Here is a 19,570-nt window from a genome sequence, read left to right on the forward strand (position 1 = left end):
TCATGACCAAGCTGACCTTCGATCCCGCCGGCGTCGCCCGGCGCCAGCTGCAGGTCATCCTGGCGCTGGACTGCTCAGGGTCCATGCGCGGCGACCGCATCGCCTCGCTGAACTACGCCCTGCGCACGGCCTTGCCGGAGCTGCGCCATGTGGCGGCCGACAATCCGGAGATCGACGTCCGCGTCCGGGTGCTGCGCTTCGGCAGCACCGCCACCTGGCATATCGCCGACCCGGTGCCGGTCGAGGATCTCAAGTGGACCGACGTGGTGGCCGAGGGGGAGACCCACATGGGCGACGCCCTGCGGCTGATCGGCGGAGTGCTGACCTCGGAGGCCATGCCAGGCCGCCAGCTACCGCCGGTCATCGTGCTGGCCTCGGACGGCTATCCGACGGACGACATCGATGGGGGCTTGAAGGCCTTCTTCGAGGCGGAGCATGCGGCCTCCGCGATCCGGCTGGGTATCGCCATCGGGTCCGACGTCGATGAAGAGATCCTGGTCCGCTTCATCGACCACCCTAGCATGAAGCCGCTCAAGGCGACCAACGCCGCCGACCTGGTCCACCACATCAAATGGGCGACGACCGCGCCGGTGAAGGCCGTCTCGTCGCCGACCAACGCCCCCGATCCGCTCGTGCCCCTGGCGCGGGAAGCGGACCTGGCCCCCACCGCCAACAGCGAAATCATCTGGTAGCAAGGAACAGAGCGATGTCCCTCGAAGACCGACTGTACACCCTGGTCGACCACGCCCGCCAACAGAACGGCGACGGCTTCCTCCGCACTCCGGCCCAACTGGTGCCGCGACTGAGCAGCCAGGCGCCCGACCTCCATGCCGAGGTGCGGATGCTGGCGGCCATCCTGGAGCAGGACCTGTCCGGCCGCATCGCCGGCTCGCCGGATCCAGCGGCCGAAGAGGCGCGGCTGGGCGGCGAACTCGCCGCCCGCGAGCGGCTGTCGATCTCCGCCTTCGGGCCGGCCCTGGCGGTCGCCCGGCGGATCGGCACACTCGGCAATGCCGCGCCGCCGCCGTCCGGCGGGGGTAGCTGGGCCGGGGACAGTATCGCGGTTGGCGGCGTCGCGCCGCAACCGCCGCCTCCGCAGTATGGCGGCCAGCCGCCCTACCAGCCGCCGCATCACTATGCGCCGCAGCCGCCAGCGGCCGAGAAGCCGCCGTTCTGGAAGAGCAAATGGGCCATCGGCATCGCGGCCGCCGTGGTGGTGCTGGTCGGCTTCCAGATGATGCAGCAGCCGAAAGGCCCCGGCCCTGGCCCTGGTCCTGGCCCAGTCGGCCCTGGTCCTGGCCCTGGCCCTGGTCCTGGACCCGGACCTGGCCCTGGGCCGGGTCCCGGACCTGGTCCTGGTCCCACTCCCGGCCCCACTCCCGGCCCCACCCCTGGACCTGGGCCTGGGCCCGGACCGGCTCCGAACCCCGGCCCGAACGGCGCGCCGCCAACCCTGGCTCCGCCGGACGGCCAGCTTCCCACTCTGGCGATTCAGCGGGCCAATGACGGCTCGTTCGGCATCCCCTTCATCCTGCCGATCAACACCGGCCCGATCGGGGGGGTGGTGATGCTGCCCAACGGGGGATGGGACAATGGCCTCGGCCAGGTCGGCTTCATGCGCAACAACAGCAGCCAGATCGAAACCGGCGGCGGCGGCCGGTTCACCAGGATGAACTCCCAGTACGGCCCAATGCGCGCCATGCAGCCCCAGTGGCAGCAGGACAACGTCGGCTTCGGCCAGATCTGCATCGCCTTCATCGGCCCGCAGGGCCAGCAGGACGTCCCGCTGCAGGGATCGACCATGTGCGTGATGGACAGCAGCTGCCAGCGGGCCTCGGCCTGCGGGCGCGTCGGCTGATCAACCCCTTCCAGGAGACCGACCATGTCCGATCAGCAACCCGGGCCGGAAGGCCAGCCGCCCGCCACGCCGTTCTGGAAGACCCCATGGGCCATCGGCGGCGCCGTGATCGTCGCGGGCTTGCTCGGCTATCAGGCCATGCAGCAGAACCGGGGGCCGGAGGTTCCGACGCGGCCGGTCGGACCGAATGACAACGTCGGCGGCAACACCCAGGCGCCCACCGGCTACGGCACCCCCCAGGCGCCGCCGCAGGCCGGGCAGGGCGGTTGGCCGGTGGCCCAGCCGAATGAACAGCCGGCGCCGTTCCAACCCATCGGCGGCCAACCGACGCCTCAGGGCCAGCAGGGGCCGAATGGCCAGCCAGGCCCCCAACCTCAACCGCCGGTAACGCCGCCGCAGCCGCCCGGTGGCATGGTCGAGCGGGACGGCCAGCAGATGTTTCCGCTGCTGGCCAAGCCCGGTGGCGACCTGCCGTTCGTCAACGTCAGCTACACCCCCTACATCGGTTCGAACTTCGACTTCCGGATCGAAACCCCGGAGGGGCAGGCGATGGGCAACGTCATGATCCCCGACGGCTGGGGGGCCGGCTGGGTCACCATCAGCATCTCGCAGCTCAAGAACCATGAGCTGATGAGCTTTGGCGCCGCGACCGCCGACTTGGGCAATATCGACGGCGTTCCGGTTCGGGCCGTGCGGCCAAACTGGACAGTCGACAGGGCCACGATGGGTGGCCTCTGCTTCGCCTTTATCGGGTCGAAGGGCCAGAGCGACGTGTCGCTGCCCGACGCCAACTTCTGCGTCATGGACCGCACCTGCGGCCAGGCCTACGCCTGCGGAAAGCTGCGTCGATGAGCGAGCAAGTCCACGACCAGCTAGCCCAGGCCCTGCATCAGATCCGGGGGCGGCTCGGCGACGGCATCCTGGCCGACCGGCGGCGCTTAAGCTCCCTGCTGATGGACGCCGCCCCGGAGGCCAAGCGGGACATCCGGGTGATCGGCGCCGCCCTGGACGAAGGGGTGCCCGCCGCGCTCAAGTCGGCGGAGCGCCATCTGCTTGGCCTGGAGATGGACCGCCAGGCAAACCGCCTGGAGGCCAGCACCGGCCTGCGGCTCGACATCGCCCTGCAGGTGGTGCGGATCCTGGCCTATGCCCTGGACCTCGGCCCGCTGCCGTCGGTTTACCAAGGCACGCAGCCGGTCGCCCCTCAGACCGACAGCTGGGCCGGCGTTTCCCAGCCGGCCGCCCCGCCTCAGCCGGCGCCGGTGAACTATGCGCCGCAGCCGGTCTATCCCCCGCAACCACCCTACAACCCCGGCCCCGGACCTGGCCCCGGCTATGCGCCGGCGCCGCCCAAGGCCGGGCTGCTCGACAAGCTGCCGTTCGATCGCAAGTACCTGTTCGGGGGCGCCGGCGCGGTGGCGGCGGTGGTCGGCGGCCTGCTGATATATGGCCAGAGCGCCAAGCCGGTCGGTCCGGACCCGAAAACGACCCCGGTCGAGCAGGCCGTGAATTATGCCGGCGAGCTCACCGACATGGGGGTGGCCGCCAAGCCGACGCTGGAGAGCAACGTCGGCTCGGCCACGCCGCTGGACATTCCGGTCGGCCGCCGGATCGCCACCACTGAGCTCCAGAAGCTGCTGGCGCAGGACAGCAGCACTCTGCTGGTCGACGTCCTGGCCGACCCCCACCAGACGACCCTGCGAAACGCCATCTACCTGCCAGCCGCCGGCTACCCGGGGACCGTCAACGACAACCTCCAGCCCCAGGTTGCCGCCCAGCTGAAGGCAGCGGTGGGCAACCAGCCGCAACGGCCGCTGGTGTTCTTCTGCGCCGGCGCCATGTGCTGGGAATCCTACAACGCCGTACTGCGGGCGGCGGCGGCGGGGTACAAGAACGTCTACTGGTACCGGGGCGGTCTGGCCTCCTGGCAGGCGGCCGGCCAGCCGTTCCAGCCCCTGCCGCAGGCGCCGGCCCCGCCAAGGGCGGCCGGCGCCAACATGTTCGATCCCTAGAGGCGGCCATGGCCCAGGGCCCAAACAGGTCAGCGAGCAAGGCGGCGGCCGATGGCCTGTCGGCCGGTGAGCGGGCGCTCATCGACGGCTCGCCCTCGCCGGGGGAGGCCCCGGTCGAGGTGCGTGGCGCGGTGCTCCGCGACCTGCTGAGCGGGGTGCGGGCCTGGCCTGGCCGTCCGACGGGCGAGATTGTCCTGACCGGCCTGACCGTGCTCGGCGGGCTGGAGATGGAGGGCTTGGCCGGGGGGCGGCTCCGATTCGTCGGCTGCCGGTTCGAGGGCGGATTGTCGCTTCCCGGCGCCCAGTTGGAACGCCTGGGCCTGGAAGACTGTGAAGCCTCCAGCGTCTCGCTGGAAGGCGCGCGGATCGGCCGGCTCCAGCTTGATCGCCTGACCACCCGGGGACATCTGCGCCTCGACGGGCTGACCGGCGCCATGGTGCAGCTGAAGGGTTCGCGGATCGGCGGGGTGATGTCCTTCGCCGACGCCCAGATCGCCGGCGACCTGGCGCTGCGGGACAGCGCGGTGGGCACCGGCAAGGTGGCGCTGAGCGGTGACCACGCCCGCATCGGCCGGCGGCTGCTGCTCGACCGCGACGTTCGCGCCGAGGGGACGGTGAGCCTGACGGCGGCCACCATCGACAGCCTCAGGATCCGCGCCGGCGCCCAGGTCTCCGGCGCCCTGGTCCTCGGCCGCGCCAGCCTGGGCGAGGCGAGGATCGAGGCAGGGTCTCGCCTTGCTGCCCTGGTCGGCGGCAATCTCAAGGTGGCGGCGGACCTGGTCATCGAGAGCGAGCACCGGCACGCATCGCCGGCCATCGACCTGTCCCTGCTGGAGGTGGCCGGTGACTTCGTCCTGGGCGACGGTTTCGACGGCGCCGCGCCCGTGCGGCTGACCGGCTGCGCCATCGGCGGCAACCTGTTGCTGCGCGGCTCCCTGCGGGTCGGGACGGGCGCTGCGCTGGACGTGAGCCGCCTGCGCTGCGGGCGGCTGGAGGTGGATTTCGGCCTGCTCGAAGGCGGGGTCTCGCTGCGTCAGGTCGACTGCGCCGGCATGGTGCTGGGCGGGGCGTATCGCTGTCCAGTGGACCTGCCGCTGCATCTGGGCGTCCATTGCACAGGCCGGGCCAGCCTGGGCTCCGGCGAGCGGCCGACCCATATCGCCGGCACCCTGTCGCTGATCGGCCACCGCTGCGGCGAGCTGGCGCTGCGGGGGCTGACCATAGAAGCGGCGGCGGAGGGGCGCTGGGCCGGGGTAGCCATCGCCGCCCGCCACCTGGAGGTCGAAACCTACCTGCGATTTGGCCAGCCCGAGGGCGACGAGGCGGTCAGCCTCCGTGGCGTGGTGGCCCTCGACCACGCCCGGCTGGGCGACGATATCCGCTTCTGCAACACCGCCATCACGGCTGCAGCGAGCAACGCGCTGGGCCAGGCCGGCGAAGCGCTGTCCCTCCGCCGGGCCATCTTGAAGGGCGACCTGGACTTGGCCGGCCTGGCCGCGACCGGCTCGCTGGACCTCTCCGGGATCGAGGTCGCGGGCGACGCCTTGCTTGGCGGTCTTGCCCTGACCGCCGACAAGGACGGTCGCCTCGATCTGCATTCAGCCCGGATCGGCGGCGCTTTGCGCGTCCGTGGCCTCACGCTCAAGGGTGGTTGGAAGGTGGATCTGGGCGACGCCTCCGTCTCGCGTCTGGACGACGACCATGGCCAGGCCTGGGCCGCCAATGCCGACACCGCGCCGCGCATGGAGATCGCCAGCCTGCGCTACGCCGATATCGAGGGCCTGACCGAGGGCCGTCGGCGGCGGACGGAGGACGCGGTCTCCGCCCGCCTGGCCTGGATCGAGGCGCACGGTCGGGACGCCCACGGGCGCGGCGCCGGCTTCAGCCCACAGCCCTATCGCACCCTGGTCGCCGTTCTGACTGAAGCGGGCCACGACAACGGGGTCAAACGCACCGAACTGGCCGCACGCCGCCAGCAGCGCCGGTTGGCCGGCGCGCCGTTGGTGATCCGCCTGGGGGGCGCTTTGCTGGAGCTGGTCAGCGGCTATGGCTACGCCCCGATCCGCGCCGCCGTGGCGCTGCTGATCTATTTTCTGTTGGGCTGGGCCGGAGTCGCGCTGGCCGACCACATGCACGCCTTCGAGGCCTCGCCCTTCATCGACGGATCAGTCCTGGCCGTGGCGGCGACCGAGGCGCCCAACGGCTGTCCCTGGCTGATCCCGCCGCTCTACACGCTGGACCTGATGGTGCCGCTGACCACCCTGGGCAACGAGAACTTCTGCTCGATCCGCACGGAGGCGACGGTCTGGCATTGGCTGGCGGTCGCCTACCGGCTGTTCGGCTGGGTGCTGCTGTCCGTCGCCCTGTTGACCTTCGCCGGGGTGATGAAGCGCGAGGTCTAGTTGAGGCGCTTCAGAACCAGGTCGCGCACTCGGCCGCTGCCCAGGCTCATCGAGATGACGCGGCCGGAGGAATCTCGGCGAAACCGGGCCAGATTGCCATTGAGGTTGAAGGTGTCGCGGATCATCGGCCCCATGGGAATGGGCGCCAGCGTGCGGTCCTCGAGCCGCAGCCACAGGCGGTTGTCCTCCAGCGTGACGCGATAGGTGACGCCCAGCTCCGGGCTGAAATAGCGGCCGGCGAAGGGGACGAGGTCGCCGTAGGCCGGCGCCCAGCGCTCGGCCCGGCGATGCAGGTAGCGACCGCCTTCCAGGGTGCGGATCACAAAGCTGTTCTGATCCTGAAAGGCGATCACGTCGCCGCCGAACCGGGCGCTGTCGGCGGTCAGCGGATACAGCGGCCCGGCCCCGGATACCCGCAGCCCCGCGCCATCCTGGACCAGCGCAAGCGGCCGTCCCGTCTTCTGGTTGACGTACAGCCCCGCCCGCCCGGCCGGATCACGCAAGGGGGCGACGTCCGGCTCCGGCGGGGGAGGGGGCAGGAACAGGGCGGCCACCGCACGGCCCAGCGGGATGGTGTTGGCGTCGCTGGCGTTGCACAGCACGACGATCGACAGCTGCTCGTTCGGATAGCGCGCCAGCCAGGCGCGATAACCGGCGGTAGCGCCGCTGTGGCCGATCTCCAGCACCCCGCTCCAGGCTTGGATCAGCACGCCCCGCCCATAGGCGATCCGCGTCCCGTCGTTCAGCACGCCGCGCTCGATGAGCGCCTCGCCCAGGTCGCCCAACGCCCCGGCCGCCAGCGCCCGGTTCCAGACCTGGAGGTCGGCGACCGTGGTCAGCAGCCCGCCGTTGCCGTAGCCGTCCTCGAACGGCATCAGCTCCTGATAGCCGCCGGCCGTCCGCTGATAGGCGGCGGCGCGCCCGGGAACGACGCGGTGGAAGTCGTCCCGCCAGCCGGTGTGGTTCATGCCCAGGGGCAGGAAGATCTTCTCACGGCTGTAGTCGGCCAGGGACTTGCCGCTGGTCCGCCGCACGATCTCGGTCAGCAGGTTGTAGCCGCTGTTGGTGTAGGCGTACTCGGCGCCGGGGACGTAGTTGAGGCCGCGCTGGCGCTGGATGATCTCCAGGATGTCGGTCTGGGTGTAGGCGCGCGTGGTCCGCGGCCAGCCCATGAAGGCCGCCAGATCGCCCCAGTCGCGCAGGCCGCTGGTGTGGTTCAGCAGCTGTTCGATGGTGATCGGGACGCCGTAGTCGGGCATCTCCGGCAGGTATTTGCGGATGTCGTCGCTGAGCTTCAGTCGGCCCTCGCGCGCCAGCAGCAGGATCGCGGCGGCGGTGAACTGCTTGGACACCGACCCGGCCTCGAACACCGTCTGGGCGGTGATCGGCACGTCGTATTCCAAGTGCGCCTGGCCATAGCCCCGCTCGACCAGCAGCTCCTCGCCCCGCATCGCCGAGACGGCGCAGCCGGGACGGTCCGTTCCGGCGTGGGCGGCGAAGATGGCGTCGACGCGCGCCGGGATGTCCGCCGTCGCCCCAACGGCCGGCGTCTGGCCGAAGGCGACCGCCGGTGCGGCCAGCACGGCCGCCGTCACTGCTAGAATACGCGCAATCCCCATGCCGACTTGGTATCGCGCCCCGCGGCGCGGCGCCAGTTCACGACGCCCGACGCACGAACGGTTGAAGTTTCCATCGCACCAGCGATCGCCACAGCCACTCGAACGGGCCGTAGTAGAAGGCCTGCATCCAGGGCTTGCTCCACAGCAGGATCAAAAGCCAGATTCCGGCGACCACATAGTAGAGCTCATAGCGCTCCAGCCTTCCGAACAGCCCGAGGCCGAAGCCGCAGAAGACGAACGCGGTGATGATCGAGGTCCCCAGATAGTTGCTGAGCGCCATCCGCCCGGCGGCCGCAAGCCGGCCGACCAGCCCGCCGAGGGCGCCTGACCGAACGATCAGCAGCAGGGTGCTGGCGTGGGCCAGGGCGACGAAGGGTCGGGGAATGGCGGCGAGATAGCTGGTTTGCTGCCGCAGGAAGGGCTCAAACCCCGACTGCGAGACGCGCCAGGCCATCCAGGCCAGCACCGGCACGCCAATGCCATAGCCGACGGCAATCATCGCCGCGTACGACCGGCTCTTCCAGCCAAGCGTGAAGAACCCCGACCTATAGAGGGCGATGCCGATGGCCATCTGGGCGATGGCCTCCCACAGGGTCTCGGTCAGCAGGAAGACGGTCTGCAGCAGGACGGCCATGAAGGCGCGCGCCTTCATCGCGTCCCAAAAGTCTCCGCGGTAGCCGGCGAGCTCGCTCTGGCCCAGCGAGGCCGGCGGGTTGAGGGTGTAGGATTGCTGTTCCCACATCTTGCGGGCGGCGTCGCTGGCGCCCGGCGCGTCGGCCGCTTCCTTGAGGCGCTCCAGGTGATGGGTCTCCAGCAGGCCCTTGACCACCAGCAGGGCCAGGATGACCACCCCCAGGCCGATCAGCACCCTGGGCGACCATCGGCGCATCATGAACACGATGGCCCCGGCAATGGCGTAGGTGACCAGGATATCGCCGAAGAACAGCAGATAGGCGTGCAGCATGCCGAACACGAACAGCCAGGCCACCCGCCGATAGTGGACGGCCGCCGGACCCGGCCGCTGGCCCTCCGCCCGTTCGGCGATCAGCATCAGGCTGGCCCCGAACAGCATGGTGAACAGGGCCCGCATCTTGCCGTCGGCCAGCACATAGTTGACCGCCCAGACCCAAAGGTTCGGCCCCTCGTGTCCCCCGTAGTAGGTCGGCGTGATGTAGGCCATCGCCGGCAGCCCCATGCCGACAATGTTCATCAACAGGATGCCCAGCACGGCAAAGCCACGCACCGCATCGATCGATGTGTGCCGATCGCTCTCAGTCATCGCGCCCTCCCCGGGACGAGGGGAGGGTGGACCCGTTCGCGCCACAGTCAAGCTTGCCCGGCGCGGCGAACCCCGCCAGTCTCCGCCGCCTTCGAGGGACCGATGACGTCAACGGAAAACGCCGCGCTGGCGCGGATCCGCGCCGACCTCGGCGAGCTGCTGCGGCTCGCCGGACCGGTGGTCATGGCGCGGCTGGGCATCATGGTCATGGGGCTGACCGACGCAATCATCGTGGGGCGGCATTCGGCCGAGCAGCTGGCCTTTCACGCCCTTGGATGGGCGCCGACCTCGGTGATCATCACCACGGCGGTGGGGTTGTTGCTGGGGGTCCAGGTGATGACCGCCCGGCTGGTTGGCGAGGGGCGGCGGGGCGAGACCGGCGCGGTGCTGAGGCGGGGGATTGTCTACGCCTTCTGGATCGGGGTGGTATCGACGGCCGCCCTTCTGGCCCTGGGGCCGCTGTTCCTGCATTCGCTGGGGCTGGAGCCGGGCCTGGCCGATGGGGCCACCCAGGCCATGCTGGTCTTCGCCCTTTCGCTGACGCCCTACCTGATCTCGGTGGCGGCGACCTTCTATCTGGAGGCCCTGTCGCGGCCGGGGCCGGGGATGTGGACGATGTGGGCGGCCAATCTGGTCAACCTCGGCCTCAACCTGCTGTTCGTGCCGGGCGCCTTCGGTCTTCCGGCCATGGGGGCGGTGGGCGGCGCCTGGGCCACCTTCGGAGCGCGTTTCTTCCTGATGGCCTTCCTGCTGGCCTGGGTCTGGCGGATGGCCGACGCCCGCGAGCTTGGCGTCTTCGACAAGCCCGCTCCCAATCCGGCCGAGGCGGCCGAGCAACGCCGCGTGGGCTATGGCGGCGGCGCCAGCTACTTCGTCGAGGTCGGCTCATTCGCCGGCATGAACTTGGTCGCGGGCTGGCTCGGCGCAGCGGTCGTCGCCGGCTATGCGGTGGTGCTGAACGTGGCGGCGGTGATCTTCATGGTCCCGCTCGGCCTGTCGGCGGCCACGGGGGTTCAGGTCGGACGGGCCTATGGCGCCGGCGACACCGCCGGGATGGCGCGGGCCGGCTGGCTGGGGTTTGGCGTGGCCCTTGCCTTCGGCATCCTGGTCTCGGCCCTGGTCTGGCCGCTCGCGCCCTGGATCGCCGGCGCCTACACCCAAGAGGCGGCCCTGGTCGCCTTGGCCGCGCCGGCCCTGGTGCTGTCCTGCCTGTTCTTCACCGCTGACAGCCTGCAGGTGGTGGCCGCCCAGGCCCTGCGAGCGCGGGGCGAGGTGTGGCTGCCGACCATGACCCACATCCTCTCCTACGCGGTGATCATGGCGCCCCTGGCCTGGTGGCTGGCCCACCCGATGAAGCTGGGCCTGAACGGCATCATCTGGGCGGTGATCCTCGCCAGCCTGGTGTCGGCTGGATGCCTGGTCGGGCGGTTCTGGATGCTGGCGCGGCGGCCGTGACGGGACAGGACGCCTAAGCCCCCAGGATCCAGCCCTCTTCGCTCTCGATGATCGCGACCTCGGCCTCGTCCACGCCCTTCGGCGGTCCGAAGGCCTCGCCCAATTTGCCGGCCTCGTCGAGGCGCAGGAAGTGTTCGCACAGGGCGCGGACCTGGGCCCGGTCGACGATTTCGCCGGTTTCCGGCCGCACGTCGCCGAGCGCCGGGTAGATCTCGACGAACAGCGCGTCCAGCCCCTCGACGTCGTCGCGCTTGAGGGTCTTCCAGCCGGTCTCGAACGGCCAGACCTTGGCCTTGCCGGCCATCTCGACGTGCAGGGCTCGCACCGCCGGGATGCCGACGATGGCCTGGCTGCCGACGGTGCCGTTGCCGAAGATCTGCCAGACGCTCTTGGCGCCGGCCTTGCCCTTGCCGGCCGTTGCGGCCTCGGCGGCGCGCAGCACCGGGGGCAGGTCGGGGCCATGCTCGGGCTTGGTCGGCGACAGCCAGGTCTGGGCGTCCTTCGCCGGGCAACCCCAGAACGGCCGGGCAGCGTCGGTCATCAGACGGTTGGCCTTGTTGGCCACGGCGAAGCGGTTGTTCACGTTGGTGGGCTTGTCGACCACGTTGTCGGCCAGGAACTTCCACATGCCCGACCAGTCGGCATCCTTCAGGCCCAGCTTGGCCGCCGTACCGCGCGGATAGCCGAGCGGGAAGTCGAACCCGACCAGCACGCGTTCGCCGCGCCGGCGCAGATCGGCCAGCACCTCGCGCAGGGTCGCCATGGCGGCCGCGCGGGTGGCGGGATTATGCGCCTCGAAGGTCGGGCGAAAGCGGGCGTCCTTCTTGTTGACGCCGATCCAGATTGAGTCCTTGCCCGTCTTCGGGGTGGAAGACGCGCTCCAATCAACCATCACATAGGCGTCGAACAACCGCGACACGAGGCACTCTCCAAATCAACGAACCGCGGGCTTTTAGGCCATGGCGGCGCGGCGCGAAAGCCGCGATGGCCGTGGGCGGGGTTGTTCTGTCATAACCGCATGCTAGTCCCCGCTCCGTACAAGGAGAGATCGCCCCGATGAGGTTCGCTGCCGTTCTCGCCGTCTGCCTGCTGGCGACCGCCTGTGGGCCAGGGCCTGACAAGATCAATAAGGTCGAGACCGCGCCGCCGCTGTCGGGTCCGACCTACGCGGCCGTCGGTTCCATCTCCGCGGTCACGCTCGACACGGTGACCATCGACCATGAGGCTGTGCCCGAGGCGGGCATCCCCGCCGGCCGCACCACCTTCAAGGCCTTCGCCGATGTGATGGCCACGGCCCCCGAGGCGCCGGGCTCGCGCGTGGCGGTCAGCTTCCGCAAGCAGGGCAACGACTGGGCCCTGACCGAACTGGCCGCGAGGCCCTAGAGGTATTTTTGCCACAGGGGTGGCTGGTACCCCCCTTTGTGGGCGCCTGAGTTGAGGCGGCTGCTGATAGCGTCGGTCCGTCAACACCGTTCCAGGACCGCATCATCATGAAGAAGATTCTCGCCACCCTGGCCGCCGGCGCCATGCTCGCCGTGATCGCCAGCGCCCCGGCCTCGGCCGCGGGCTTCAAGATCAAGACCGGCACCAGCGCCAAGGACGCCGGCCGTTGCGCCGCCGCCACCGTACTGTTCGCCAAGCTCGCCGAGTCCCTGCCGAAGGAAGAACAGACCAGCGATTTCGCCGATCTGGCCATCGTCTGGATCAACTACATCACCTCGGCTGATACCGCCTTCGGCGAGGAGGCGGCCAAGGAAATGGGCGCCACCGCGACCCGATACGATACGGTGAGCGAGGGCGGCAAGAACACGGACGCCATTATCAAGGCTGTGGCCGACGACATCGGCACCTGCATGGTGTTCCTGACCGCTTAGACCAGGAAGGCCGGGCGAGCAGCGCCCGCCCGGCCGCTGGTTAGCTCAGTTTGACCAGCATCTTGCCCATGTTCTCGCCCTTGAAGAGCTTGATGAAGGCTCCGGGGGCGCTCTCCACGCCTTCGTCGACGGTTTCCTTCCACTTGAGCTTTCCGGACCCGATCCAGTCGGACATGTCCTTCAGGAAGGCCGGCAGCATGTCGTAGTGGTTCGAGACGATGAAGCCTTCCAGCTTCAGGCTCTTGCCGACCGCCATGATGATGTTCGACGGGCCCTTGGGCTCGCCCGTCTCGTTGTACTGGCTGATCATGCCGCAGAGAGCGAAGCGGGCGAACGGGCGGGCTGAGTCGATCGCGGCCTCTAGATGTTCGCCGCCGACATTCTCGAAATAGACGTCGATGCCCTTGGGCGCGGCCTCACGCAGGGCGGCCTTCAGGTCGGGCGTCGCCTTGTAGTCGATCACATGGTCGACCCCGATCTCCTTCAGGAAGGCGACCTTCTCCGCGCCGCCGGCCGAGCCGATCACGGTGTGGCCCTTGATCTTGGCGATCTGGCAGACGACCGAGCCCACGGCTCCGGCGGCGGCGGAGACGAACACCACATCCCCCTCCTTCAGCGCGGCGACGCGCAGCAGGCCGGCGTAGGCGGTCATGCCGGGCATGCCGGCGACGCCGAGGAAGGCCTGGATCGGCAGGCCATGGGTGTCGAGCTTCTGGATCGTGGAGGCGGGCGCGTTGAACGCCTCGCGCCAGCCGAACATCGATTGGACGGTGTCGCCGACCTGGAAGCCCGGGTCGTTGGAGGTGATCACCTCGCCGACGGCGCCGCCCTGCAGCGCCTCGCCGATCTGGAACGGCGGCACGTAGGAGGGCCGGTCGTACATCCGGCCCCGCATGTAGGGATCGACCGACATGTAGTGGTTGCGAACCTGCACCTCGCCCGGGCCGGGCGGCGGCAGATCGACCGAGGCGACCTCGAAATTGTCGGCGACGGGCACGCCCTCTGGACGGCTCTTGAGCCGGACTTCACGGAATGTGGTCATGATTTCCTCCCGCCCTTGCGGCGTGTGAATTTCAAACAACTGTTAGACCTCTGGGGCGGTTCGCGAAAGCGGCGAACTGCGCTAAAGCGGCGGCCATGACGAAAGTTCTCAGAGCCGGCGTGGTCGGATCAGGCGTTTTCGGCGGCTATCACGCGCGAAAATATGCCGAGATGGAAGGGATCGAGCTGGTCGGGATCTTCGATCTGCACCCCGAGCGCTGCTTCGACATGGCCAATCAGTATGGCGCCGAAGCCTACGGCGAACTGGCCGACCTGCTGGCCGTGACCGACATCATCACCGTGGCGACGCCCGCCACCACCCACGCGGGAGCGGCGCTGCAGGCGCTGGCCGCCGGCAAGTCGGTCTATGTCGAAAAGCCCCTGGCCACGACGCTGGAGGACGCCGACAGGCTGATCACGGCCGCCGCCAAGGCCGGGCTGGTGCTGGCCTGCGGCCATCAGGAGCGGGTGGTCAGCCAGGCCATGGGCCTGCTCGATATTCCGGAAAAGCCCCTCCGCCTTGAGGCGGTGCGCAAGGGGACGCCCTCGCCGCGCAGCAAGGACGTCTCGGTGGTGCTGGACCTGATGATCCACGACATCGACCTGGCCCTGTCGCTAACCGACGCCGAGCCCTTCACCGTGGAGGGGGAGGGGAACGCCGACGAGATCACCGCCGAGGCCAGCTTCACCGACGGCTTCACCGCTGTATTCACCGCCTCGCGGATCGCGGGGGCCCGCGAACGGACCATGCGGATCGTCTACCCCTCCGGCGTGCTGGAGATCGACTTCGTCACCCGCGCCTTCAGCAACAATACCGGCTTTGCCCTGAACGAGGCCTTCACTGACACTCCCGCCGGCCGCGACCCCCTGGGGACCAGCGTGCAGGGGTTCGTCAACGCGGTGCTCGGCAAGTCGCCCCGGCCGGTGGTGACCGGCGAGGAAGCGGCGCGGGCGCTGGACCTGGGGTTGGCGGTGGAGCAGGCGGCGGGGTTCTGAGCCGTCTAACGCCACGTCGCGGTTGAACCCTCAGGAAACCGCGTCATGGTCTCTGCAACAGCCGGAGCACGCACCATGACCAACGCCTGGGACTTCGAGTTCACCGCCATCGACGGCCAGCCGCTGCCGCTGACCACCTTCAAGGATCACCCTGTGCTGGTAGTCAACGTGGCCAGCAAGTGCGGCCTGACCCCGCAATACGACGGGCTGGAGAAGCTCTATGCGGAATACCGCGACCGGGGGCTGGTGGTGCTGGGCGTGCCCTGCAACCAGTTCATGGGGCAGGAGCCGGGCAGCGAGGCGGAAATCCAGGAATTCTGCCGCACCAACTTCGGCGTCGAGTTCCCGATGACCGCCAAGGTGGACGTCAAGGGCGACACCGCCCACCCCTTCTACAAATGGGCGGTGGAGCAGGTGGGCGAGCCGGCCGAGCCGGTGTGGAACTTCCACAAGCTGCTGGTCGGCAAGGACGGGACCCTGATCAACGTCTTCGGCCCCCGCACCGACCCGCTCGATCCGGAGATCAAAGCGGCGGTGGAAGAGGCGCTTTAAGCGTCTTTCCCTTTCGCTCGCCCGCGCAAAGTGGCAAACACCGCCGTTCCGAAGATGACGGGGTGTAGCGCAGCTTGGTAGCGCATCTGCTTTGGGAGCAGAGGGTCGCAGGTTCAAATCCTGCCGCCCCGACCATCATCGGGCTTGAGACGTTGAAAGAGGCCGCCATGCTCGCCCGCATCTTCCGCCCCGCCAAGACCGCCATGCAGTCCGGCAAGGCCAAGACCCGCGACTGGATCCTGGAATTCGAGCCGGCCGCCGCAAAGCGCAACGACCCGCTGACCGGCTGGACCCAGAGCGTCGACATGAACGGCCAGGTCCGGCTCAGCTTCGAGACCCGCGACGAGGCCGTCGCCTACGCCCAGAAGCACGGCATCGCCTTCCAGGTTATCGAGCCCAAAGAGCCGAAGAAGATCATCAAGGCCTACGCCGACAACTTCGCGACCAACAGACGCCAGCCCTGGACGCACTAGCCGTTCACCCAGCGGGGGAAGGGCGGTAGACTCCCCGAAGAGACTCCATAGCTCAGCTGGATAGAGCATCCGCCTTCTAAGCGGACGGTCGTAGGTTCGAATCCTACTGGAGTCGCCAGCCTTCAGTCTGCAGCTGGACCGCCACATCCCGCCCGTTACCGCTCATGTCCGGGCATATCGGGGACAGGTACTCCGGGCCAAGCCAGTCTATAGCTGTCGCCAGCGGGGCTGCGGAGAACCAGTCCCCTGCGGCGGGGACTGGTTCTCCGCGCCCGACGCGATGTATGCTCGATGACTGTCAGACGGAGTACCTGTCCCCGACAGGCCACCGGCGGCGCGGCTTCTCCACGCTCTCAGCTTACGACGCAGCCTCAAGGGCCGTCAGGCCAGCTCCGAGGTCGGCAATCAGGTCGCTCGCCTGCTCCAACCCGATGTGTAGCCGAAACAGCGGCCCCTCCATCCCCGTCACGAACGTCCGCGACTTCAGCTGCGGGTCACAGCGGATGGCCAGGCTCTCGAAGCCGCCCCAGCTGAAGCCCAGGCCGAAGATCTTCAGGGCGTCGAGGAAGGCGTGTTCGGCCTCGATGGGCACCGGGTTCAGCACGAAGCCGAACAGGCCGCTGGCGCCGCTGTAGTCCCGGTCCCAGATGGCGTGGCCCGGCGCGCCGGGGAGGGCGGGGTGGAGCACCCGCGCTACCTGGGGCTGGGCGCTGAGCCAGCCAGCGACGGCGCGGGCGGTCTCATCGTGGCGGGCCAGGCGGGTGGGGAGGGTGCGCAGGGACCGCAGGATGTCGTAGGCGGCGTCGCCGGTGACCGCCCAGCCGAAGTCGTGCACGCCCTCTTCCAGTTTCGCCGCCAGCGCCGCATCGTTGGTCGCGGCGCTGCCCATGAATATGTCGCTGTGGCCGCAGACGTACTTTGTCAGAGCCTGGACGCTGATATCGACATCGTGTGCCAGCGGCTTGAAATACAGGCCCGCCGCCCAGGTGTTGTCCATCAGGGTTAGCACGCCCCGCGCCCGCGCCGCCGCGGCGATGGCGGAGACGTCCTGTATCTCGAAGGTAAGGGAGCTGGGCGATTCCAGCAGGATCAGCCGGGTGTCGTCGCGGACCAGCGCCATCAGCTCGTCGGGCGACAGGCGGGCGTCGTAGATCTCGACCCGCACGCCGAACCGGCTCAGCACCCGCTGGCAGAATACCCGCGTCGGCTTGTAGGCGCCCTCGGTGACCAGGATGGAGTCCCCGGCCTTCAGCACCGCCGTCAGCGCGCCGGAGAGGGCCGCCAAGCCGCTGGGATACAGGTGGACGCTCGTCGCCCCCTCCAGCTCCGCCAAGCCCTCGCACAGGGCCTCCTGCGCCGCCAGCCCGGCGCGGCCGTAGCCGAGCTCTTCCTCGTACAGGGCGCGGGAGTTGGGCAGCAGCACGGTCGAGCCCCGCTGGATCGCCGGCCCGACGGTGCGGGCGCGAGGCTGGACCTGGCGGCCGGCGTGGATCAGGCGGGTCTTCTCGTCCATCGGCGCAGTTAGGGCGAGCGGGGAGGGCGGATCAAGCGCGCAGGTCCACCGTCATTGCGCAACGCTGGCTCATGTCGAAGCCGAGGGCGGCTTCCTTGTCGCGCAGATGGGCCAGGGCAGGGCTCAGGTCGGCCTCCTCGACGATCTCGAAGCCGAAGCGGCGATACCAGGGCGCGTTCCAGGCGATGTCGCGAAAGGTGGTCAGCGCCGCCTGCCGGCAGCCCAGCCGCCGACCGGCCTCCAGCGCCGTGTGCATCAACACGCCGCCGGCGCCGGTTCCCTGGTGCTCCAGGGCCACCGAGATCTGGAAGATGATGAACTGGTCGCCTCGCGGCCCGGCCACGACGAAGCCGCCCGCGTGGCCGGTCCTCGGCGATCCAGGCGCTGCCGGCGTCGACATAGGGTTCCAGCTGGTCTGACGGAGTCGGATCGGCGGTCCCGAACTGCGGGCGGTCGCTGTTCAGGAAGGCTTGATCGCCGGACCGTTCAAGCTCCGCCATCAGCGGCAGGTCCGCGCGCGTGGCCTGACGGACCGTCCAGCTGCTCATGGGCCGGTGACGACCTCGGTATCGCCCGGCCGGCCCCAATCGGCCCAGCTGCCATCGTAGACCGCCGTGCGGTCGCGGCCGAGGCGGGCGAGCGCCAGGGCCAGGATCGAGGCGGTGATGCCCGAGCCGCAGGTGGTGACGATCGGCCGAGAGATGTCGACCCCCGCCGCCTCGAACACGGCCTTCAGCTGCTCGGCAGGCTTCATCGTGCCGTCGGGGGCGATGACGCTGGAGGCCGGCACGTTGCGGGCGCCGGGCATGTGGCCGGACCGCAGGCCCGGCCGAGGCTCCGGCGCCTCGCCCAGGAAGCGGCCGGCGGGGCGGGCGTCGACCAGCTGCTCGCGACCGTTGCCAAGGGCGCGGCGCACCTGGGCCTGGTCTCGGACCAGGTCGTTGCTGTAGCGGCTGGTAAAGTGGCGCTCGCGCGGCGGCGGCACGCCGTCCTCGACGGGGCGGCCCTCGGCGATCCACTTGGGCAGGCCGCCGTCCAGCACCACCACATCCTCATGGCCCATGGCCCGGAAGGTCCACCAGACGCGCGGCGCCGAGAACAGGCCCTGGCTGTCGTAGATCACCAGCCGGGCGCCGTCGCCGATGCCCAGCTTGCGCATCCGGGATGCGAACTTTACCGCCGAAGGCAGCATGTGCGGCAGGTCGCTGGTCTCGTCGGAGATGTCGTCGATGTCGAAGAACACCGCGCCGGGGATATGCACCAGGGCGTACTCGGCCTTGGGGTCGCGCGGGTCGCCGGGCAGGAAATAGCTGGCGTCGATGATCCGCACGTCCGGCGCGTCGAGATGCTCGGCCAGCCAGGCCGTGGAGACGAGCGGATCGGTCGGCATGCGGTATTCCTCTAGAGCCAGCCGGCGGCGGGAAGGCCCTTCTCGGCCAGGAAGGCGGGGTTGAACAGCTTGCTTTGATAGCGTGATCCGTGGTCGCACAACACCGTCACAATGGTGTGGCCCGGCCCCAGGTCGCGCGCCATGCGGATGGCCCCGGCAACGTTGATCCCGGTCGATCCGCCCATCAGCAGACCCTCATGCTCGGCCAGGTCATAGACGATCTGGATCATCTCGTGGTCGTCGATGCGGTAGGAGAAGTCCGGCCTAAACCCTTCAAGATTGGCGGTAATTCGGCCTTGACCGATGCCCTCGCTAATCGACGATCCCTCCGCCTTCAGCTCGCCGTCGACGTACCAGCTGTGCAGCGCGGCTCCATACGGGTCAGCCAGGCCGATCTTCACTGACGATCGCCGCGCCCGCAGCGCGTTGGCCACCCCCGCCAGGGTGCCGCCGGACCCGACGGCGCAGATGAAGCCATCGACGCGGCCCGCCGTCTGCTCCCAGATTTCCGGCCCGGTCGTCTCCTCATGGGCCCGACGGTTGGCGACATTGTCGAACTGGTTGGCCCAGACTGCGCCCGCCGGCTCCTTGGCGTCAAGTTCCGCCGCCAAGCGCCCGGAATACTTCACATAGTTGTCGGGGTTGGAGTAGGGGACCGCGTCCACCTCCACCAGATCGGCGCCGGCCAGCCGGATGGCGTCCTTTTTCTCCTGGCTCTGGGTGCGCGGAATGACGATGGTGGTCTTGTAACCCAAGGCCCCGCCGACCATGGCCAGGCCGATGCCGGTATTCCCCGCCGTGCCCTCGACGATTCGCCCGCCGGGCTTCAGCCGCCCGGACGCCTCGGCGTCGCGGATGATGTAGAGGGCGGCCCGGTCCTTCACCGATTGGCCGGGGTTCATGAACTCGGCCTTGGCGAGGATCTCACAGCCGGTCGCCTCGCTGGCGGCCCTCAGGCGGATCAGGGGCGTGTTACCGATGGCCTCGATCACGCTGCGGGCGATGGTCATGCGGGGCGGTCCGTGTCGTTGGTGTCAGGCCTTCTAGATCGTGCGCGGGCGTCGATCCGCAAGGAAGAAAATCTGGGGGCGGCCTTGGCGCGGCCT

General features: G+C 69.3%; 19 protein-coding genes and 2 tRNA genes. 13 read left to right on the forward strand and 8 right to left on the reverse strand.

What is annotated here, in order from left to right; genetic code table 11:
• Positions 1 to 2 precede the first annotated feature (2 nt).
• From GVN21_RS09475 to GVN21_RS09495, 5 genes are read left to right on the forward strand one after another with little or no spacing between them, the layout of a single operon-like run.
• The gene (locus GVN21_RS09475) at positions 3 to 692 is read left to right on the forward strand and encodes a VWA domain-containing protein (RefSeq protein WP_166574489.1); all 690 of its coding nucleotides are present in this window, start codon (positions 3 to 5) and stop codon (positions 690 to 692) included.
• A gap of 14 nt (positions 693 to 706) precedes the next feature.
• A complete protein-coding gene (locus GVN21_RS09480) occupies positions 707 to 1,858 on the forward strand; it encodes a hypothetical protein (protein ID WP_166574426.1) in 1,152 nt (383 codons plus the stop codon).
• A gap of 24 nt (positions 1,859 to 1,882) precedes the next feature.
• Positions 1,883 to 2,710, forward strand: coding sequence for a hypothetical protein (locus tag GVN21_RS09485; protein WP_166574490.1), 828 nt, complete (start codon positions 1,883 to 1,885; stop codon positions 2,708 to 2,710).
• A complete protein-coding gene (locus GVN21_RS20555; protein WP_205690010.1) occupies positions 2,707 to 3,870 on the forward strand; it encodes a rhodanese-like domain-containing protein in 1,164 nt (387 codons plus the stop codon). Before GVN21_RS09485 ends, GVN21_RS20555 begins: the two co-directional genes overlap by 4 nt.
• Positions 3,871 to 3,878: 8 nt before the next feature.
• On the forward strand, positions 3,879 to 6,272 hold the full coding sequence (locus GVN21_RS09495) for a hypothetical protein (RefSeq protein ID WP_166574491.1): 2,394 nt from the start codon (positions 3,879 to 3,881) through the stop codon (positions 6,270 to 6,272).
• Here the strand turns inward: GVN21_RS09495 and GVN21_RS09500 are convergent.
• Positions 6,269 to 7,855: a serine hydrolase domain-containing protein gene (locus GVN21_RS09500; RefSeq protein WP_166574492.1), complete on the reverse strand. Its 1,587-nt coding sequence runs from the start codon at positions 7,853 to 7,855 to the stop codon at positions 6,269 to 6,271. The genes GVN21_RS09495 and GVN21_RS09500 overlap by 4 nt on opposite strands.
• Positions 7,856 to 7,928: 73 nt before the next feature.
• Positions 7,929 to 9,170, reverse strand: coding sequence for a DUF418 domain-containing protein (locus tag GVN21_RS09505; RefSeq protein ID WP_166574493.1), 1,242 nt, complete (start codon positions 9,168 to 9,170; stop codon positions 7,929 to 7,931).
• A gap of 102 nt (positions 9,171 to 9,272) precedes the next feature.
• Here GVN21_RS09505 and GVN21_RS09510 point away from each other — a divergent pair, with 102 nt between their 5' ends.
• Positions 9,273 to 10,625, forward strand: coding sequence for an MATE family efflux transporter (locus GVN21_RS09510; RefSeq protein ID WP_166574494.1), 1,353 nt, complete (start codon positions 9,273 to 9,275; stop codon positions 10,623 to 10,625).
• Between the two features lie 13 nt (positions 10,626 to 10,638).
• Here the strand turns inward: GVN21_RS09510 and GVN21_RS09515 are convergent, their stop codons facing one another.
• Positions 10,639 to 11,544: a cobalamin biosynthesis protein CbiG gene (locus GVN21_RS09515; RefSeq protein WP_166574495.1), complete on the reverse strand. Its 906-nt coding sequence runs from the start codon at positions 11,542 to 11,544 to the stop codon at positions 10,639 to 10,641.
• 137 nt (positions 11,545 to 11,681) lie between these two features.
• Between GVN21_RS09515 and GVN21_RS09520 the strand changes: the two genes are divergently transcribed.
• Both GVN21_RS09520 and GVN21_RS09525 read left to right on the forward strand, forming a co-directional pair.
• Positions 11,682 to 12,008: a copper-binding protein gene (locus GVN21_RS09520; RefSeq protein ID WP_166574496.1), complete on the forward strand. Its 327-nt coding sequence runs from the start codon at positions 11,682 to 11,684 to the stop codon at positions 12,006 to 12,008.
• Positions 12,009 to 12,115: 107 nt separating this feature from the next.
• The gene (locus GVN21_RS09525; protein ID WP_166574497.1) at positions 12,116 to 12,499 is read left to right on the forward strand and encodes a hypothetical protein; all 384 of its coding nucleotides are present in this window, start codon (positions 12,116 to 12,118) and stop codon (positions 12,497 to 12,499) included.
• A 40-nt stretch (positions 12,500 to 12,539) separates the two neighbouring features.
• Here the strand turns inward: GVN21_RS09525 and GVN21_RS09530 are convergent, their stop codons facing one another.
• Positions 12,540 to 13,541 carry an NADP-dependent oxidoreductase gene (locus GVN21_RS09530; protein ID WP_166574498.1) on the reverse strand — a complete coding sequence of 334 codons (1,002 nt, stop codon included), beginning with the start codon at positions 13,539 to 13,541 and terminating at the stop codon, positions 12,540 to 12,542.
• Between the two features lie 95 nt (positions 13,542 to 13,636).
• Here GVN21_RS09530 and GVN21_RS09535 point away from each other — a divergent pair, with 95 nt between their 5' ends.
• The 5 genes from GVN21_RS09535 (at position 13,637) to GVN21_RS09555 (ending at position 15,679) form a co-directional block, all read left to right on the forward strand.
• The gene (locus GVN21_RS09535) at positions 13,637 to 14,536 is read left to right on the forward strand and encodes a Gfo/Idh/MocA family oxidoreductase (protein WP_166574499.1); all 900 of its coding nucleotides are present in this window, start codon (positions 13,637 to 13,639) and stop codon (positions 14,534 to 14,536) included.
• 75 nt (positions 14,537 to 14,611) lie between these two features.
• Positions 14,612 to 15,088 carry a glutathione peroxidase gene (locus tag GVN21_RS09540; RefSeq protein ID WP_166574500.1) on the forward strand — a complete coding sequence of 159 codons (477 nt, stop codon included), beginning with the start codon at positions 14,612 to 14,614 and terminating at the stop codon, positions 15,086 to 15,088.
• A gap of 58 nt (positions 15,089 to 15,146) precedes the next feature.
• A tRNA-Pro gene (locus tag GVN21_RS09545) sits at positions 15,147 to 15,223 on the forward strand.
• A 32-nt stretch (positions 15,224 to 15,255) separates the two neighbouring features.
• Positions 15,256 to 15,561, forward strand: a complete 306-nt coding sequence (locus GVN21_RS09550; RefSeq protein WP_166574501.1) for an ETC complex I subunit — start codon at positions 15,256 to 15,258, stop codon at positions 15,559 to 15,561.
• 41 nt (positions 15,562 to 15,602) lie between these two features.
• Positions 15,603 to 15,679, forward strand: a tRNA-Arg gene (locus tag GVN21_RS09555).
• A 240-nt stretch (positions 15,680 to 15,919) separates the two neighbouring features.
• Here the strand turns inward: GVN21_RS09555 and metC are convergent.
• The 4 genes from metC to GVN21_RS09575 form a co-directional block, all read right to left on the reverse strand.
• Positions 15,920 to 17,074, reverse strand: a complete 1,155-nt coding sequence (gene metC, locus GVN21_RS09560) for a cystathionine beta-lyase (protein WP_166574502.1) — start codon at positions 17,072 to 17,074, stop codon at positions 15,920 to 15,922.
• A gap of 31 nt (positions 17,075 to 17,105) precedes the next feature.
• On the reverse strand, positions 17,106 to 17,474 hold the full coding sequence (locus GVN21_RS09565; RefSeq protein ID WP_240902841.1) for a GNAT family N-acetyltransferase: 369 nt from the start codon (positions 17,472 to 17,474) through the stop codon (positions 17,106 to 17,108).
• A 144-nt stretch (positions 17,475 to 17,618) separates the two neighbouring features.
• Positions 17,619 to 18,464, reverse strand: a complete 846-nt coding sequence (gene sseA / locus GVN21_RS09570) for a 3-mercaptopyruvate sulfurtransferase (RefSeq protein WP_166574504.1) — start codon at positions 18,462 to 18,464, stop codon at positions 17,619 to 17,621.
• Positions 18,465 to 18,475: 11 nt separating this feature from the next.
• Positions 18,476 to 19,474: a cysteine synthase A gene (locus tag GVN21_RS09575; protein ID WP_166574505.1), complete on the reverse strand. Its 999-nt coding sequence runs from the start codon at positions 19,472 to 19,474 to the stop codon at positions 18,476 to 18,478.
• Between the last annotated feature and the right edge of the window lie 96 nt (positions 19,475 to 19,570).

The organism is Caulobacter sp. SLTY, assembly GCF_009905535.1.
Classification (GTDB): Bacteria; Pseudomonadota; Alphaproteobacteria; order Caulobacterales; family Caulobacteraceae; genus Caulobacter.

Coding starts and splice junctions, on each gene's coding strand:
- GVN21_RS09475 (WP_166574489.1), top strand. CDS start 3: ATGACCAAGCTGACCTTCGATCCCGCCGGCGTCGCCCGGCGCCAGCTG.
- GVN21_RS09480 (WP_166574426.1), top strand. CDS start 707: ATGTCCCTCGAAGACCGACTGTACACCCTGGTCGACCACGCCCGCCAA.
- GVN21_RS09485 (WP_166574490.1), top strand. CDS start 1,883: ATGTCCGATCAGCAACCCGGGCCGGAAGGCCAGCCGCCCGCCACGCCG.
- GVN21_RS20555 (WP_205690010.1), top strand. CDS start 2,707: ATGAGCGAGCAAGTCCACGACCAGCTAGCCCAGGCCCTGCATCAGATC.
- GVN21_RS09495 (WP_166574491.1), top strand. CDS start 3,879: ATGGCCCAGGGCCCAAACAGGTCAGCGAGCAAGGCGGCGGCCGATGGC.
- GVN21_RS09505 (WP_166574493.1), bottom strand. CDS start 9,170: ATGACTGAGAGCGATCGGCACACATCGATCGATGCGGTGCGTGGCTTT.
- GVN21_RS09510 (WP_166574494.1), top strand. CDS start 9,273: ATGACGTCAACGGAAAACGCCGCGCTGGCGCGGATCCGCGCCGACCTC.
- GVN21_RS09520 (WP_166574496.1), top strand. CDS start 11,682: ATGAGGTTCGCTGCCGTTCTCGCCGTCTGCCTGCTGGCGACCGCCTGT.
- GVN21_RS09525 (WP_166574497.1), top strand. CDS start 12,116: ATGAAGAAGATTCTCGCCACCCTGGCCGCCGGCGCCATGCTCGCCGTG.
- GVN21_RS09530 (WP_166574498.1), bottom strand. CDS start 13,541: ATGACCACATTCCGTGAAGTCCGGCTCAAGAGCCGTCCAGAGGGCGTG.
- GVN21_RS09535 (WP_166574499.1), top strand. CDS start 13,637: ATGACGAAAGTTCTCAGAGCCGGCGTGGTCGGATCAGGCGTTTTCGGC.
- GVN21_RS09540 (WP_166574500.1), top strand. CDS start 14,612: ATGACCAACGCCTGGGACTTCGAGTTCACCGCCATCGACGGCCAGCCG.
- GVN21_RS09550 (WP_166574501.1), top strand. CDS start 15,256: ATGCTCGCCCGCATCTTCCGCCCCGCCAAGACCGCCATGCAGTCCGGC.
- metC (WP_166574502.1), bottom strand. CDS start 17,074: ATGGACGAGAAGACCCGCCTGATCCACGCCGGCCGCCAGGTCCAGCCT.
- GVN21_RS09565 (WP_240902841.1), bottom strand. CDS start 17,474: ATGTCGACGCCGGCAGCGCCTGGATCGCCGAGGACCGGCCACGCGGGC.
- sseA (WP_166574504.1), bottom strand. CDS start 18,464: ATGCCGACCGATCCGCTCGTCTCCACGGCCTGGCTGGCCGAGCATCTC.
- GVN21_RS09575 (WP_166574505.1), bottom strand. CDS start 19,474: ATGACCATCGCCCGCAGCGTGATCGAGGCCATCGGTAACACGCCCCTG.